This is a genomic window from Roseibium sp., from assembly GCF_965232425.1.
Taxonomy (GTDB): Bacteria; Pseudomonadota; Alphaproteobacteria; order Rhizobiales; family Stappiaceae; genus Roseibium.
In genome coordinates this window covers 1,824,243-1,841,810 of the sequence record NZ_OZ246971.1, presented here as the reverse complement: position 1 = coordinate 1,841,810, position 17,568 = coordinate 1,824,243, and the positions used below count along the sequence as shown (strand labels likewise).

Annotated in this window: 6 protein-coding genes; all 6 read right to left on the bottom strand. The window is 52.5% G+C overall.

All coding sequences use genetic code 11. The annotated features are described in order from the left end of the window. Positions 1-52: 52 nt before the first annotated feature. Entirely contained in the window at positions 53-964 is a 912-nt protein-coding gene (locus tag ACO08A_RS08290) for a plasmid partitioning protein RepB C-terminal domain-containing protein (protein ID WP_422040652.1), read from the bottom strand. Further along, positions 961-1,851, bottom strand: a complete 891-nt coding sequence (locus ACO08A_RS08285) for a ParB/RepB/Spo0J family partition protein (protein WP_422040651.1) — start codon at positions 1,849-1,851, stop codon at positions 961-963. Before ACO08A_RS08285 ends, ACO08A_RS08290 begins: the two co-directional genes overlap by 4 nt. Next, complete coding sequence (locus ACO08A_RS08280; RefSeq protein WP_422040650.1) at positions 1,848-3,470, bottom strand: recombinase family protein; 1,623 nt, start codon at positions 3,468-3,470, stop codon at positions 1,848-1,850. Before ACO08A_RS08280 ends, ACO08A_RS08285 begins: the two co-directional genes overlap by 4 nt. Before the next feature lie 480 nt (positions 3,471-3,950). After that, complete coding sequence (locus ACO08A_RS08275; protein ID WP_422040649.1) at positions 3,951-5,603, bottom strand: AAA family ATPase; 1,653 nt, start codon at positions 5,601-5,603, stop codon at positions 3,951-3,953. Beyond that, a complete protein-coding gene (locus tag ACO08A_RS08270) occupies positions 5,600-14,239 on the bottom strand; it encodes an RNaseH domain-containing protein (protein WP_422040648.1) in 8,640 nt (2,879 codons plus the stop codon). The genes ACO08A_RS08275 and ACO08A_RS08270 overlap by 4 nt, the downstream gene beginning before the upstream one ends. Before the next feature lie 13 nt (positions 14,240-14,252). Beyond that, on the bottom strand, positions 14,253-17,567 hold the full coding sequence (locus tag ACO08A_RS08265) for a hypothetical protein (protein WP_422040647.1): 3,315 nt from the start codon (positions 17,565-17,567) through the stop codon (positions 14,253-14,255). Position 17,568 lies beyond the last annotated feature (1 nt).

Sequence of the window (17,568 nt, the reverse complement as noted above, 5' to 3'; positions counted from 1 at the left end):
CATTAACCTTCAGTTAGCACTCCTCGCCACGTTCGTTTAAGTGAGCGTTTGCCTAGGTTGGTGAATTCAATTTTGCAGTTTCGTCGATTTCGGAGATTTTTTGAAATTCGGTCAACAACTCGGGGAAATGTTGGGCGAGATAGCGAACTACACGTGCATTCTCGATCAAGCGCTTCACGTATCCAGTTGCAATCACCAAATCGAGATGATCCTGGCCATAGGTTTCTTCAAGCAAATGAAACTCACGATCTAATTGGGCAGACTCTTGCTCCATACGCGCAATTTGTTCGTCGGTAAGCCCATTTATTTTCTTCGGTTTTGCAGTTTCAACTAGCTGAGGGACAGGTGTAGCCCCGACGAGCGAACGTGCGTATGGACAAGAAAATTTGTTCATCGCGATCATAAGCTGGGCGGCTTCAATCTGCCTCAGAGGTTTCATTTTCCGCAATTCCCTGAAGGTGTTTATCGGGACGTGCTTGTCCTTTAGAAGTTCAACTACTTCGGCACATATTCCATCAAGCAGTCCACGTTTCGTTCTGATGTTCTGAATATTGACGTTCAAGACACGCGCGAGCACTTCTTCAGACACACCCTTTTCGATGGCTTTCAGGATCATTTGATGTTCTTGGATGGTCGCGAGGCGATTGACCCGCTTGTTGTACGTGTAAGCTTCATCATCCGTTGCGATCAAACAGTCGACTTCCTCATGTCCGAGTTCCGTCAAGACCGACACTCTCATGTGTCCGTCCAACAGGAGGTATTTCCCTTTTTCATCGCGATCCGGAACGACAACCGGAGGCTCAGCCAAACCGGAATAGAAGATCGAGGAACGTATCTGGCCGTATTTCTTGGACTTCTTTATCCTCTCCGACACAATTCTTAGAGGTGTGATACTGGAGATGGATAGCCTTATCGGCTCACGATGAAACGCCAGTTTGACCAAAGGAGCTTCTTTTGGGCTCATCGCGTCAGCTCCTGACGCTCCATCCGATCAGCAAGCTTCTTAGGTATTGTGTCTAATTGCTCGGATTTGAGCAGGTCAAGGAACCCTTCGTTCGTCAGAAGTTCCTTCAACGCGTGTGCGATGAAAATCAGCCGATTGCGCGTTGCATCCGCTTTTCGAATGAGGAGTTTTTTGCGGTCAGTGTCTTCCTTATAGGCACGGACCAACGCCTCAGACGAAATTCTTCTCTTCCGCTTCACGCTGCTTAGGAGAGCCTTGCCCCGACGGGTCCGGCTCTCGACAACTTTCTTAGCAATAAGAAGCTTACGTCCTCTAAGAATGTTATTTTCATAAGCATTCTGAAGCGCGTCCTGAACTCCGTCGTCATCCGCATCAACAATCTCAACAGCAACACTGATCGGAATGTGCCCAGCCTCAACGGAACGAAGCAAGCGCTGTTCACCTTGGCGAATGAGTTTGCCGATGCCTTTTACATACTCGGTTGAAAGCCCTGTCTTTCTGGCAATTTCTGGCTCGCTGTAGCCCCTTTCTTTCATACCTTCTATGTCACGAACCAAGTCGATAGCTTGGTGCTGCCTACGTGCGCAGTTTTCAACCAAGCTCTTCACCAAGCTTGTTTGAGTATCTGCTCGAATGACGATCGCGGGTATTTCCACCTGCCCTAACTGTTTGAAGGCCTCAAGCCTGCCCTGCCCGCACACCAGTTGGTAACGCTCTTCTGTTGCCTCTTTCGTCTTAGAAACGGTGATGGGCCGCTTTAAACCCACGTCGCGAATACTCGAGACGATTTCTTTAAAAATTTTATTGTTACGCACCCGAGGATTCAGGACAGAAATCCTGTGAATGGGAACCAGCTCGATGTGAAGTGCTTTTTGGTCGGGCATCATGCGGTCTCGTGAATTGAGAGACGCTCCGCCAAAGCAAACAACGGCCTCAGCGTTTCAAATCGATAGGCGTCGATCCAAATCCCATTGTCTTCAGAAAGCCTCAGAGTTTCCGCCTCAACATCTAGCGTTGGAAGGATGAGATAATCCTTTGCACTGGTGTTTTCCGTATTCATCCGCACCGCAATTGTAAGGTCCGGAGACAGGCTTCGATCAAGCCGCACTTTCCAACGTAAAGAACCTGCATTCGTTTGAAAGCAACGACTGATCGTAAGCGAAGCTGTAAATTCCTGATTTATCGTCAGAAGATCGGTAATCTCGTCTCTGGAGACAGCCCCTCCAGCCTTCTCGATCCCTGAAATCGTCTCGTCAACCGTATCAGGGTAGCGCCGTCGCAGAGCCCTGTTTACTTCGATGTAGCGATAGTCTCTTTCCGGAGTGTATCCGATCAGCTTGTACGCTTTCAGTAGCCCGCCAAACCGATGGCTAAAGGCTTTGCTCGAAGGGCAGTCCAGCGTTTCGTCGATTATCAATCCAGAAAGTACACCTGCGCGTTCATAGACGGATCTCAAATGATCAAGCATCTCGTCATTGGTAAGATGATGTGAGCGGGATTCTATTATTTCTCGGGCAGCATCGAAAGCTCGCGGGTCAACGATTGCCTCAAAAGCATGGTCAGCGCGAACCAGCATCGACGCATCATTTTTCAGTCGATGCTGCTTGAGTTTGAACGAAACGTGGTTCCAAACATTGTTACCGATGTATTTTTCGTTGATGAGGATTTGGTGCACCGTGCCCCTCGTCCACGGGCGGTCAAGGTCAGTGACAATACCTCGTTGGTTCAATTCTTGGGCGATCGCTGTTTCATCCAAACCGTCTTCCACGAACCGTTGATAGATCCATCTGACAATTGCGACCTCCTCTGAAGGCCCTGGGACGAGCACTACACGGTCAGTTTGGAGGCTTTTCCTTTCACCGCGCGTCAGGAGGCCTTTTGGTCGGCCATGCTCGTCTCTGAGCTCGCGACGTAGACCAAATCCAGCCATTCCTCCTTGTCGATAACCCATTTCAATGAGGCGACACTGCCCAGCAAATACCTTGACAGAGAGTTCTCGGCTATACTCCGCCGCCATTCGTCGTTTGACGACCTTTTGCACGTCGGATCCAATACTGCCGTCATTTTCGAATTGCTCTGCGCAGTACTCCACCTGCACACCCGCGCGACGACACCGATATTCGTAGAAAGCACTCTCGTCTGCATCTTGAAACCGCCCCCAACGGCTGATGTCGTAGACTAGGATCACCGAGAAATTTGCCTTGCCGCTTTCGATATCCAAGATCAACTGGCTGAGTCCGTCGCGACCTTCGATGTTTAAGCCACTTCGTCCGGAGTCGGCGTACGTGCGAACGATCTTGAGACCACGCTTGTTTGCATAACGACGGATTGCTTCGGCTTGGTTTTCCGTCGAATACCTCTGATGCTCAGTCGACATGCGAACATACTCGGCAGCACGCGCTTTCAGCTCGTCACGCCCACCATTTTTGCCCTGATCGATGTTCTCTCTCGAACCCATCTTCCAGCCGTTAAGCGCAGATAAAAAGGTCGGGTTTTTGCTGCTCAATCCGCAACAGCGAAAACTCCGCGAAAATTATATCTGGAGAGGGGATGCAATATGTCGCCGAAAATGCGCAACAACTTGCATGCTGGTTCAATCGAACAAATGAGCTCAGAGGCTTATGCCGCTATCATTGCAACCGCTTTACGTAGAGAACTTGGGGGGACCCATAGAGCCGTAAAGACAGTGCGTCGGTGGACCGGAGCGGGCGAACGCACAGTGACAAATTGGCTTGCTGCGGAGCATGGGCCGAGTGGGCCTTACCTAACGATGCTCTCTCATCATTCGGACGCAGTACTGGAGGCATTTTTGATCATGGCTGGAAGAGAGCGAGCCGTTATAGGTCTTGAGGCATCTCGGTTCAGAAAAGTTCTTTTGGACACCCTGGAGCGACTGGAGGAGGCAAATGAGTAGGCAACGACCGAGTATGATCCGTTGGTGTGTTCGTGTGTTATTACCCGATGCTCACTTGCTCGACTTCACACTTTAACTCTTTCGCTGATCAATCACTGTGACCCTTTTGTCGCCATCGCCCGATAGTATCGCATCAATTTCTTCAAGAAAACGATCGTGATGCTCCTTGATCATTCCTTGCTTCCCTGGTGCATTCCGCCACCCACCGTCTCGAATTTTTTCGTCAATAGGGCGATCTATCACAACGTAGTCAATTGGGATGTCCGCGGGGACCATTGCTAGAATTCGATATCGTACGTGCTGGTCAATGTGAGTCGCGTCCATGATGACATCTCGTCCTGATTTTAGGACTTCGATCGCCTCGGAAAGGTAGGCATCCAAAATAATGCCTTCTGGGATATTCGGCTGCTTCAGCTTAATTCTGTGACGGACATCATCTCTCGAAATGACGGTGCACTTTTGCTTTTGCGCCCAAGATGATTTTCCGGCCCCCGCCGGGCCGATCAGAACTGTGGCTTTTTGTTCGCACCTTGCCCAGTCCCAGCCGATTTCGCCTTGTGAGTATCTGGAGGCTGCGCTTCTTTTCCAAAGCTCAGTGACGGACAAAATGCAGCGTTCATCGACGGGTTCCATGTGGGCAACGGCGTGCCGCATGTTTCTGGCGAAGCGCGCGAGATTCCAGTCATCTCCCCAAAGGAAGCCCTTGTTGTCGTCCAACAAGTCTTGGTGGAGTTTGATGATATCCGTAACCTCAAGCTCATGTGGAGATTTCTTCAGAAAGGTTTTTTGACCGCGTCTGGCTTCAAAGGGATTTGTTGGCGATGCGTAATAGTTGAGTGTTGAGAAATGTCGGCGAATGAGGGACTCTCGTATAAGGTCTGTTGTTTCCATGGCGATCGGTAGATGAGCTTTCCAGATCCGGTGATTGATGCCATCCCACCTGCGGTCCATTCCCAAACGAATGGTGTTGACCTCGACTTCTCCGGACCACTCGTAGACAACGCCTTCCTCCCAGGTGATGGGTTGGTTTTCCGGAAGCTTGTCGGCGACGCTTGTGATAAGGCGGCGCAGGGCAGTGTTGGGTTTGATTTGCTCGCTCAAAGGAAGTTTCAAAAGAAGCCGTAAAAGACCTGTATCCGGCCCGGCGAGTTCAACGGATGTTGCGCGGGCAAACTTTTCCAGGATTCCGCGAGGACGCCCATCCAGCTGTTCGGCAAGCTGCGACATATCTGATCTTGAGAGAATATCCGTCCAGACAAAGATTCCATCTCTGTCGCTCACACCGTAAATATCTGAATGCGAAAGCCCGTGAGGCACAATGACGATGAGATGCGGATGATCAGGTGCGTTGGAGCATGCCGTGGTGTAGTCCGTCAGAAACACTTTCCAGTCCCTCCAATAGGCGGCCGGAATGTCTCGAATGATGTAAACTCGACCGGGCACTGCCTGTTCGGTTAAGAAGCGCTCCATGGAGACATCGTCCAACGGAAGTTCCGGTGTGGCAGCGACGAGCTGGCGCAGCGGCGGCCTTTTGGAGTCTTGAGGAACTTTGGGCGTCAAAGGGTTTATGTCGGTCTTCTTTTGTAGTCTCCGTCTTAGGGGAGAGACGATTTCACTCGTAATCGTTTTTGGCGTTCGAATGAGCGTGACAGGCCTGAGCAGTGCGTTGTCTGCCAAGCTTTCAAGAAAGCACTCCGGCCCAAGAAGCGACCAGATGTCGATCACCTTTGGTCACCTGAGCTCAATATTCGGTCCGCAACGACCGGGTTGAGCCGATATTTCTCTCTGTCGCCTCCACCAAACACTGGTTCTGCGACCCCGAGTGTCTTTAAGTAGGCGATCAAGAAACGGCATTCTGTTGGATTGTCCGGCAGCTCCATTTTGACAATTTCAAGATCATCTTCATCGAAAATAGCATTGGTTGCCGTGCAGCCAGATTCCTTCAATACGGCCTTTAGGAGTTCTTCCGCCGATTCGTTAATGCCGAAATCTGCCATTGAAAGGGCGGCCACTTCCTTTCTAGCTTTCTTGAGGGCCGCGGTGATCGTCAAGGTGTTTACCGAGCTGTCCGGAAACAGTGTCGACATGGGCAAGTTCCAACCCCCGCATTCGACGTAAATCTGGTCAACATTGATCTGGGTGTTGTGCGCCTGCTGAAGGAAGGTGTCCGTCTCAAGACGTCGCCATGGAAAAAGCGGATAGTGCCCGATGACGCTGTCTTCGGACATCGCGCGTTCATTGGCTGCCCACATTCTGGACTGTTTCTTTCCGCCGATGAAAATCACCCGCATGTCGCCAACCACGACGGCCTTTCGGCCGTATGCGGCACGGACCCAGTCCGGCCCCCAGTTTTCATGTGTTACGATCATGAAACTGCGTGTCTTGCGCATATCTCTCAATCGAGTGTAAAGGTCGTCGGCACTGCGCCCCTTGAAGTGGGTCAGTCTTTGATCAGTGGCCGCATATTCCGTGGTGATCATGTCTTCAATGGCTTTTTCGACAATCTGGATACCGGCGATGTCGAGGCCCGTGATAACGCTAATTTTGGGTCCAGTTTTGAGGATGCGGTTCATATCCCCGGTTGTGAGTGGGGACCTGACCTTCCGGGCATTCGGAGGAGGGGTGTCGAAGGTTCGCCGCCGCAACTTGACGTCAAAGGTTACAGGGCGAGGTTTTTCAGCGAAGCTCGCAAGATCGTCAGTGATCTTATCTTGGTCGCCCAGCATGGTTTGCAGGGAACGGGAGCGAAGCGTCCACCTGTTCGAGCCCGTCGGTTTGAGAACGCCCAGATTTTGCATCTCGGTGGCCATGGCGCTCATGTCCGAGACCGTAAACTGGTCTCCACCGAATGTTTGCGGCCAGTATTCTCCAGCAGCCATTAGAATTTCGCGTGGGGTCATGCCGACGTTCGGGCGATTTGACGAACTGTTTTCGATTGCCTGATATGCCACGATGAGTGCGATCAGTAGATATCTCTCGCCATCCAGTGCCAGGGTCTTATCGAAAGCATCTCGGATGCGTTCGAGAGTTTTCGGATCGCTCAGAAGATCTTCAACTAGCTGCGTTCCAATCTCGCGATCTACCGTAGTGTCTGGATCAGCTTCTGCGCCTCGTACGATCAGACGCTCGACTAGAACGCTACAGAACAGTTGAATTAGGACCGGATAGTACAGGCAGAAATTCAAGATCCGCCAAATATCGTGGCGATGGGCGAAGTGGTATCCCATTCCGGCAAGGGCCTTTGTAACCAGTTTCTCCGCGTCACCACGTTCTTTCCCCGTCAGCGGGCCGATGGCCAGAACGTTTTGTTCCAGGTGGCTGATGGGTGAATTTTCAACTTCTTGAACCGCCCGGGCGATGTTTTGCAATCCAGCAAAGACGGTTTTGAATCGCCGTCCTGTTGTGTTCATAAGGCCTATAATGGCCATCAGGGTTTTGAAGTTGCCTTCTTTCTGGTCGTCCTTGATGAAATCGTTGCTTTCATCTACGAGGAGCAGGATTCGCCGACGTCCGTCCTTATCGAGCCAGTTTCGAACCTTGCGTTCGAACTTGTCCGATGTCGTGACGGGCTCCGGGAATATTTCTCGCGGCATTTCCTTGGAGGCTTTCTCCCAAAGGTTTTGCGACTCGGTGTGGTGCATGCTGATGTATGCTGCAACGGTGTCCTGTTCCAGATTCTGTTGCTGTGACATGAATTGAAGCAAAGCGGTCTTTCCAAGCCGTCGTCCGCCATACATTAAGAAAGAGCCGTGAGGCGACAGTATCTGTTGTCGTTCTTCCCGCCGTCCCACGAACATTTCAACCGGAACACCCTGGTTGCCATGATCAAGAAAGGGATTGGCAAAAGAGAACGCCTGAGCGACTTCCATCGTTGTCATGAAGCGGAACCGTTTCTGACAAAGGGCATACAGCATCAGGGTCTCATCGATCACTATTACCCGGCGCTTTTCCTTCAAGCTGTAGTGGTAGACGGCGTTCCGCTCTTCCACTGTGGTGCGCCCCATGACGAGAACTATGACGCCCATGGTTTCCAGATTGCCCTTTGTCAGAGTACTGAGCTCGTCTTCATTGGGGGTCTTTGCACAGACGCAAATCCGCCAGTTGCCTTTCAGGATACTGCCGAAGTCCGGGAGGAGGATACTGTTGTCGCCTCCAGCCAGCCCAGGAATGTTCGCATCAAATGCATGTCGGCGCCTCGAGCTGTGCAGGTGGGACAGCTGTTTCGTCTGACCTTGTTCCTTCGGCTCCTTGTACTCCATGATCGCCGCGCGGAAGAGGGCTTTCGTTCGGCTCTGGGTCTCCGTTTCTTTGTTGCGCTTAAACGTCTGGCGTAATTGAACCCAAGCGTCCCAGACACCCTCGGCAAGCGTACGGTCCTCGACTTGAGAAAAAGGCATCGGGCCGAGGTCTATTCCGGTCTGGATCGCCTTTTTGATTTCGGGAAGATCGTGCCTGGATGCGTTGATGGCGTTTTGACAATCAGGGAAGTACTCTGCAAAAGCCGTCGGCTTGATAATCCCTTTGCCGTCACCATCGCTGACTTCAAATCGCTCCTGTGCAGTTGAAAGGTCGCCTTGATCCAGCAGCCTTTCGATATCTTCCAGACGTTGTCTGTCTTCAGTGCTTGAGTCTGGCTTGCCGAAAGCATCTTGGGCGCGGTCCCGGAGGTTTTCGCGCGGTTCCGTAATGATCGCATCCATGCGGGCATCGTATTCACTCAATCTCGCCTTGAAGGCAAAAATATCGTTCAGGCGCTCGACCGTGTCGACTTCGTTCGATGTTGGCTGATTGTCAAACAACATGGTCGAAATGTTATCGGAGGCGGTTTTCAGGAGATCATCGATACTGTCGTCAATGTCTGCAATTTCATTGTCATTGAACTTCGTATTGTCATCCGGCGCGAAACGTTGCATGAGGACAACGTGGTATTTCAACTTCTCGGCTCTTGTTTTGACGTTTTGCCAGTCATTCGCAAAGCCGCTTTCGAGGCGCGTTCTCTGGTCTTGGAAGGTCTGATCATCCAGTCCGAGCAATCTTGCGGCTTCCAGCAGAAGTTTTGCGGCGTTGTAAGAGCCTTCTTTCGCCCGCAAGGAAACTGTCTCCAAAAGGCGCTCGAGATCAATGCGCTCCGCCATGGGAGGAATTTCGTTTCTGAGGATTGCTTCTGCGATCCTGTCGGGTCGGTATGGGGTTGGCTCGCTTCCGCCTGCATAAGCTAGGTCCGCAATAAACAGTAACGGAAGGTGAAGGTCGATCTTGTGACAGTCGCTTTTCAATTCAGGCTTTGTTTTGCCCGTAACGATGTCGCCGATGCGTTTAACCGTTTCGAGTCCGAAAGAGATGGCCGCGCGTTCGATGTCGGTCGTGGCGGATTCTCTCCGGGTCTTGAGATTGGCCAGAGTCTTGTTGATCGCCGTTTCGAGTTGATTGGAAAGCGTGCCTAGATAATCGCCATTCGTAGTGGCTTCCTCGATCGCGCTCTTGGTTTCGAACCAGTTGGAAACTTCGGAGTGAATTGCCGATAAGGCGGACTGAATATTAGCTAGCGATCCGTATTTGATCGGACGGATTTTCAGCTCTTTTCGTGTAGATTCAATGAGCGTTTCGATCAGGTCATGGCTTGCGAATTTCCTCACGCATTCCATGGCTGTTTTGTGATCATTGTTTTTGACAGCTCCTTCAAGGCGGTACAGGAGGCCGTCTCTGCGGAGATGAAGATGATCCCTTACTTGCTGCGCGGGTTTGAAGCTATATCGGCTTCTTCGAAGGACCTCCAGGCGCTTCGCCGCATTGTTTCTGGAGGTTTCCGATGCGTTTTCATCGATATTTGCCCGAACTCCATAGATATCCGAGCGGGAAGGAGTGCGATAGCTGTTCTTCGATTCGATCGCGATGTTCGCAAGGTCGTAGAAGGTGCGCCCGGCTCCGTTCTTGATGAGTTCGGAGACAATCGAGACGGCGCTGCTTTCGTAGGTCTTGTCGAATAGGGCCGTCTCGATTGTCGAAGCGAATAGGAAGTACCGTCGGGCGGCATTCAATCCGACTGTTGCCGCATTCACTCGAAGATTGTGCGCTGTCTCCACGGTTTGGGCGAACGGAGATTTTCGAGAGCCCTTATCCGGTGATGTGGATCCCGTATAAACGCGTTCGTCGACGTAGCCACCACCGGAGATCAGAAAGAGTTCAGCCGTCGTGAAGGTATCCGGGAAGTTTTCGGGGCCGTATTGGAGGTCGGCGGATTTTCGCAAATGATAAGCTTGACCAACTTCTCCCGCGATGACCAGTCGTTCTAGGTTCTCCTTGATTGCGTCGATAGCCTCGATATCACGATCGAGGTCCATTTCCGTCTCTGTCCCAAGATTGGGGAAACCCTTGATGATTTCGCTTAAGGCATCGGATTCGGGAATTCCGTTATCCTCTTCGCCCAAATCCTCTTCAACTTCATTGAAGGGATCTTCGTCGGTATCGTCCGTGTCGAGGTCAGAGCCTGCGAATTCAACTTGCTGCGCAGTCGTTTTGGAATCGTCATCCAGGAGTTTGGTGATAGTCGTTGTTTCCGCCTGCGGTAAAGGGGCGGTGGCACCGTCTTCTTCGGGAGTCGGGAACGTTTCAGCTGTCTCGATATTTGGAAAAAAAGCAGTTCCCTCCTCCATTTCGCGGCTCGGGGATCTCGAAGCAAGCCCGTTCGCTTCCTGATCGTCAACGTCTCCTTCTTCATCAGACAGGAGTTCGATGATTTTCGACAAAGAGGACAGTGTTTCGGCTTTGAGATCAGAGATTGCCGCGAAGATTTGTCCGACTTCATTCATTCGGCCTTTGGCCATGAATGATTGCATCTCCATTTTCTTTTCCGCAGCGATATCGGTGCGGTGCCGGACGGTTCGTGTCTCGTCTGCGGCGGCTTCATACATCTCAGGAGAAACGGTATTGGGAAGCAATTTGATTTTGGCCGATGCCTGGTCACGATATTGAATGACGTCGTCGTCCATGCCGAAAGCATCTGGCATGTCTTCTAGAATGGCCTTTAGCTCGGCGACAAGCGGTTTGAGTTCGCGTCTCGGGTCCGGAGTGTTTTCGTACTCGACAGATAGATCGAGGATTTTCGAGGCGATCTGCTTGAGACGTTCTGCATCCGAAAAGCTTGGATCCGCCTCAGCCAGTTTGAAGGCCTCTTGCGCCAAAAGGCGTGTGTTTTCCTGCCAGTCGGCCGCAATCTTCCAACGCTTACGTACTGCGTTGACTTTCGGCTGGACCTGGGAAGTCTGGGTTTCGGCGGTGTCGACTGTCATTGTCGTTACGCTTTCGGATTCGTTGTCATCGGTTGGTTCGTCGAACGATGTATCTTTCTCCGGGTCGCCATCCGGATCGTCTTCGGGCGGATCGCCACAAATTTTCGTTTCGGAATCCAAGGTGTCTTCGAGGTCGGTAATTGCCTCAGCCAATTCTTCCTCGTTCGGCTCGAGCTCCTCGATGCTCGCGTCCGTAAGGTCCCGCTTGTCGATATGCTCAGTTTCATCGATATCAAAGCGGGGCAGGTAGTCTTCGATTTTTTTGACAAAGGACAAGGGGGCGGGCATCGCCGATGTCGAAGTGTGGTGTGAGGCGAGAAGCCGCAATTTGTGAAGGGCTGCGCAGACCTCAAAAAGGTCGTCGCCACTCAGGGCTTTTATGATCGATATTTCAAGAACGCTAGGCAGGAGATAAGGGTCCTTGACCATGGCCGCTCTTGTTTCTGTCGTGTTGCCGTCCTTGTCTGGTTTTTCCCTCTTGAACGTGGAATCCCGATAAACGCTTTGTCCGCGCTTCAAATTGGTGACGGAGTAGCCTGGCGTATCCCAGAAAAGACCGCCGTTTTTCCAAGATGTGACCTGGGCTAGTGCGGGCACCATGGTGTCTTGACGGAATGCGGCTCCAGTCTCGGGATCGATTTGGCTTTTCTTCGTTGGCATATGTCCTGCCATATCGCGATCTAACCGCACAACACGGATGTTTTTGTACTTGCCGCTTCCGATCAGAACATCCTGCTCTATCCCGTCCGTGGAAAAGAACGGAGGCATTTCTGGGTAGTTTCGAAGAGCGGGCCAGAGAGAACGAGTTTGTGATGCGTCAAAAATAAGGAGGGGTCTTACATGCGTTTCAAGAGTGCTGTCGACTGTATGCCGGATAAGCTCCTGGAACACCGTCTTGCGCTCTTCCATATTGCCGAGTTCCGGACGGCCAAGTCCGGGAAGGCTTTTCAGGAGCTCTGAAAAGGGCGTCCATGCGCCGATGATCGGGCGGCCGTTCTGAGGATCAAATGTCGCTATACAGGCATCAGCACGACGTTCGTGTTCCTTGATCCGCAGGCAAATTGCAAGATCGCTTCTTTTACGGCCCCCTCTTGCTTTGCGCTTGCTGACGACCGCGTAAGCTAGAAGGGTGTCCGGCTTTGTCTCTTTGTTAGGGAAGGCTTTGTCGAGGGTTTCCTTGAAAGGGTCAACCGCTGCGGAGTGACCGAGAAAAAGGTCGTAGACCGCTGATTGAAGCCTGTAGAGGTAGTCCGAGAACCCAGGTTCCGGTTCTTTTGTTCGCAAGGTCCTGGCTTTCTGCCAGGGGTCGAGGTCGTTGACAGGTCGCAAGTATTGGACATTCACATCTGCATATTGTGCGAGACTGGCTCTGGCCGCCTCTTTGTTTACGTCGTCGTCCGCCTTGTTTCCGTAATGTTGCGGGGCCTGCACAAGAACGTGGGTGACGTTATCCTCTTTTAAGGATTGAGCGAGCTCTCGCCAGCGTTCACACTGGGTTTTATACCTTTCGGTTGATTTGAGTTTGCCCTCGTGAAGTTCGGCGGCCGGGCCGTGTGTTTTGGGAGGAAGGGAATAGTCTGCTTCGGACAGGTTAACCCCATCGCCAAAGAGGACCCTAACGCCAAGGCGAATAAGGACCCGCTCACTTTCTTGCGCGGCGATGATGCCGAGCTTGGGCCCCCGATTTCCGTATACCTTTTCAATACGCTCTGAGTTTCGAGCAGCTTTTTGTTGCTGTGACTTGCGTTTCCCCTCAAGCTTGGAGAGTTTGTCGGCATCCAGGATGTTCGTTGCGAGATCGTATTCTTCGGTGAAGACGGATAGGGCTGTTGCAGGATCGTCCATACTGTCGAGATCTTCGGCAAAAGGAATGAATAGCTCTTCCACTGACAGCTGGCTGTCTTTCCACTGACCCTTTATGTTGAACAGCCTCTTGCTGCGTACATCCGCCTCACACCTGACAGCTCCGAGGGGAACTAGGAGGTTCTCAAGACGTTCGACGATGTCGATATGATCTCGCGTTGACGCTCCGTATCCGATGGCATGTTTTCCGTACCGCGGCGAATGAGGGATGCCCACGAAGAAATTCCCGTTCGCATGCTCCGTCGCCTTGAGCTGCTCACCTATATTGCCGGATAGGTCGCCGTCGGTTTCAAGACGCAAAAGCGTATGCAAGGGATTGAAGTCGCTTGAGATTTCTCCGTTCTTGATGGTCAGGCGGCTTGTGATTGCCGATTTGTCGTTCTCTTTTGACATGATGCGCGTGGTGATTGCACGCTGTCTGGAAAGGGCGTATCCACTTGGCAGATTTGACATCCAGAGGCGTCTGCGCACGCGAGGGATAAGCGCAATTTTTGTAGATCCGGGCAAAGTCTCGACCGCAATCCGGCAGACCATAGAGTAGCAGGCTTTTTTGTGGCGGATCGGCCAGGTTTCGAATTCTATGCTGTTGAGCGGAGTTCGCCCTGCCTGAATTACTCTTCGAACTGGCCCGAGTCCGTCGAAGAGTTCGATGCCGGAAAGGGTTTCGGACAAAGCAGAAACAACAGCATCACGCGCACTTTCAAAATCGGTTGACGTTACGAGGTTAGACTGTTCTGCTTCAACAATTTCAAGAGCGTCCGTTCCAGCAAGAAGCGTCTGGAAATTGTCGACCTCTTGTTGCAGGAATTCCTTGTCTTCGTCGCTTTCGGCTGGTTCGAGGTAATCGAACCAGTCTGCGAGTTGGTGGTTCACCCAGATGTCGACGGCGCGATGGACCTGCTTCCGAATGCACTCGGGTTGCTGGCCAGACACCTTGAGGAAAGGTTTGTCGGATCCAAAAACGCCGACGCTCGGATCGACAAACCAAATCCCGGAAACCGTTCCCTCGAGCAATGCGCGGAGCGAATTCGTGGGGAGGTGTTTACCCTCTTTTCTGTCGGTCTCAGCAGCTTTCTTTCTGAGGTCGGCAATTGCCGCCTTGGCGCGCTCGGACCAATGAACGGACATCAATCTGGCAGGTGCCGACACCTTCTCCATTGTGAGCATTGCCGGAAAGGTTTCTATGGAGACGGCTTTTTTGTTAGTCACGATTGTCCCCTTCTTACTTTAAATTCAGCCCGGCGCATTTTTTTAGAGGCAAAAGGAAGGGCTCATACATGGCTCGGTAAACCTCTTGCTCGACGGCTGATCCGGTGGTGAGGCGGTGTTCGAGAATTTTCATGATGGACACCAACATTGATGTCGTTCTGGTGTCAGTTCCACCCGCCGCAGAGTTCGGTGCCCAAGCTGCATCAACGAAAATCGCCCGACACTTAACGCCGTTTCGCATGGCCCTGCCAATGGTTTGCAGGATTTCCACCATGATGTCGGCAACGAATGGTTCGGAGAGATTGCCGAGGCGGCTCATCGTGACGGATGTTCTCAAGAGTCTAGACGTGAGGTGGCTGGCTTCGACTCTCTCTTCGCGCCAGCGTGCGGCGACGTCATTAATCGACGGCAAGCTGGCCAGATTTGTATCGAGATCAAATTCCATCGACTTTCGTCCGATCATTCCGGTGACGAATTCGAAACTGTCGGAAGACGGATGGGGTCGGGTCAAAAAGATCACCGTCCCCAGAACGGCATCATTCTTGTTCGGCCCCGCCGGAAAAACGATGTTCACGCCTCGCGAAAGCGCGCGCATGGGGAAGACGATGGCATCCCAGTCATCGCGTCGGCCGATCGTTTCCACCTGAGATGCGACAACCCAGTCTCCTGAATTACCATTGGGGATTTGATTGGTTACTCCGATTGTGCGTTTTGCGATGTGCGGATAGCGGGCGTAAAGGTGGTCCTTGATCCAGCGAACTTGTTCATAGGAGTTGACGACGAAGGCGACCCGTCTGCTCGGAGCAAAGTCCTGCGTCATTTCCGTGACTCTGGGATAGTCACCCGAGTAGTAGTGGTCGATCATGTTTTCGATAATTTCTTGTCGGGCTTCCGGGCCGCCTTTGGCGCCGGAAAATCGCAGGTGCTTGCCAGGTTCGATCGGGTGATTGATCGGCATGAATTTGAAGATTGAGTCTTTCCACTCGGTCTGTGTATCCGTCCGCTTCAGAACGTAGTCCGGACCGATCGGAATGTGATAGCTTGGACTTTCTTCAAGGAAGGATGTTGCGCTCGTCAGAAGAACATTCGGGCCAGCGGTGTTTTCGTGAGCGTTCAGATGGTGCCAGTGGTAAAGAAGTAGCCGGGGTACCGACCGGAAGTTCATGTACTCCAGCGTGAGCGCATCGGTGCGCTCGTCTTTTGTCGAGAATGAAATTTTCACGCCAGCAAGACGTCCGACGAGCGACTCCGGCAATAGCCTAGCAATATCGAGTGGTGGGCGTCCCCCATCAAGAGGGCGTTCGTGAACTCCCTCGGCAACCATGGCCTGTTGGGCGAGCGTGATCACATTGTACTGCATGATCACAGTCGTGATGCCGACGAGCATCTCCAGATGTGCTCTTGCATGGGCGGCTGGCAAATGTGCTGCGTAGGGTAGAAAGTTAAAAAGTGTTTCCCGGATATGGTCGATATGAGCCTGCTTTTCGGGCACGCGGCTTGTTGCTGTCCAATATCGTAGCAGGTCTTTCAGTTTGTAAGATGTCTCACGAGCGACATCCTGCGTCTTGCCACTAGCGTTTGCGATTGCAGTGAGATCGTGCTCAAAAGAACGTTCTGCGCCACTTTCGTCACGGTTGGCTGCTTCACAGATGTCGTCCCACCAGCGTCCGATTGCATCGAGCCTGCGTTCGAGATTGGAGCGCTGGGCATCGCTAAGTTTGCTCAGGTTCTCTGGATTGTAGAGTTCTCCAATGACGGTGGCCCCGGTAACGAACCGACCGGGATAGGTTTGCGTCAGAACATTGTCGTGAGTGCCTTCACGGCGATCTGTTTGCAATAGCCGGACAAGGTTCAGGTTGAACTGGCTGAAGCGACCAATTGCGCCGTGATAATTCGCGAAGTTCGAGGCGATGGTGGAGTTTTGGCCGCGGGCAAACGGGAGAAGGACATCACGGTTGAGTTGGTCTTCAAGGCTGCCTTCGTCTCCTGTCAGTTTGAGTGCCGTGACGGACTGACTGTCCAGGGTGTTCTGCGCTCCGTCCGCCTCGTCAATGACTACGAGATCCATGGTTCGAGAGATGAGGTCGACATAACGAAGAAGCTCTCCATCCTGAACAAAATGTGGCATGACCCGCGGCATGGCTGACAATATGTGACCAATCCATATCCGCTTTTCGGTTAGTTCGCGGGGTGCCTTCATGCGGCCGCACCAACCGGAGACTGGGCACAACATGTCGGTTTCGTTCTGATGCGGGGTGCCGTTCTTGCGGGTCTTGCGTTGTTTCAGATCCGAGCAAGGCGGACGGTTGTGATTGAATTCGATGTGGTCCTGATGCGTACCGTCACGAAATCCATCAAGAACACAGTTATAGGCCATCAGACCAGCGCCGGGGCCGCTGGTTCCAAACCCGGCCCGGTCGTCCATGGATGCAATACGCTCTGCGAGTTTGTTTGCATGGCCACGTTTGGTGTCGCTCGACTGGCCTACGAGAAGACCGACGCTGGCACTGTATCTCTCAAGCACCGATATCATGTTCAAGGATGCTTCGATGGAGGGAAGCATGACTGCCGCCCTGTAGTCGTTGCGATCAAGCCAGATCAGAATCAGCTGAACGAGCGTTGTCTTGCCTGCACCCGGCAGGCCGATCATGTGTTGAAGGCCGGACAATGATATCTGATCTGTCGCCTCGAGGCCCTTTGCGCCCGGTTTCAGAATATCAAACTTACGCTTCCCGCTTGAGACCTGGAGAAGTCGAGCCTCCCAGTTTCCTGGATGGTTCTCGCTTTTCTTATTGTCCTGTTTGTCCAGGTCCCGGGCAAGGGCGATCAGATCCTGATAAGAAAGGGAGATGGTTCCACGTGGGCTGCGCGCGAGGTCATGAGTTGGCCTGACGGGTAGGTTGTGACTGATGCCTGACGTGTCGATGTCGATCGATTGGGCGCGATCGAGATCCGTAATTATCCTGCTGGGCCGGGTGGGGTCTGCCGTTTCGCGTTGTTGCCGTCGAAACGGGATGGCGCGATCGAGATAATCCCGCATTGCTTTGATAACAGGATCCGATGCGCTCACTCTGCGCCTAAACCTGTAGGGCGGATTGGAGCTGATCTCATAAGGTGGCTCGAGGTATCCGTTCGCCCCCTTGTTTTCGATCTCATAGTCAAGGCAATCAGCCACCGCGGCGGCGAGACGTCTTGATGAGGAAAGATCAAGCCCCACGAGTCGGGCGTTCTTCAGAGCCGCGAGAGCACCGAGAACATCGGGGTGACGTTCGGATGACCTGAACCCAGATGTAAGGAGATCCATGTTGGACAGGTCCTGTGCTTCCAAT